Annotated in this window: 1 protein-coding gene; it reads left to right on the forward strand. The window is 41.9% G+C overall.

The genetic code is table 11. The features are described 5' to 3' along the window. The coding region (locus tag ASU35_RS01975) for an ISAs1 family transposase (protein ID WP_187142641.1) at positions 1–399 on the forward strand (399 nt) is incomplete at both ends.

Genomic DNA, 399 nt, shown 5'->3' on the forward strand with positions numbered 1-399 from the left:
AAAATGGCGGATATTATCCTACTTGTATTTTTTGCTACGCTTGCAAACGCAGATGATTGGGTAGAAATTGAGGTGTTTGGAAAAGAACACGAAGATTTTTTGCGGAACTATCTGGAACTTCCAAACGGAATCCCTTCCCATGATACGATCCAGAGAGTTTTTGCAATGGTGCCCTCTGAATTTCTGGAAAGTTTTCAGCAGAGATGGAATGAAATGTTAAGCAGCGATGAGGGGGAGAAAGTAAAGCGTCTGCTTGCGATTGATGGAAAAACCCAGAGAGGGAACGGAAATAAAAACCAGAGAGCCAACCATATTGTCAGTGCTGTAGATGAAAGAGGTTTTTGTCTGGGGCAGAAACGAGTAGAAGAAAAAACAAATGAGATCAAAGCGATACCGGAA

Origin of the sequence: Acetivibrio ethanolgignens (genome assembly GCF_001461035.1) — a bacterium.
Lineage (GTDB): Bacteria > Bacillota > Clostridia > Lachnospirales > Lachnospiraceae > Velocimicrobium > Velocimicrobium ethanolgignens.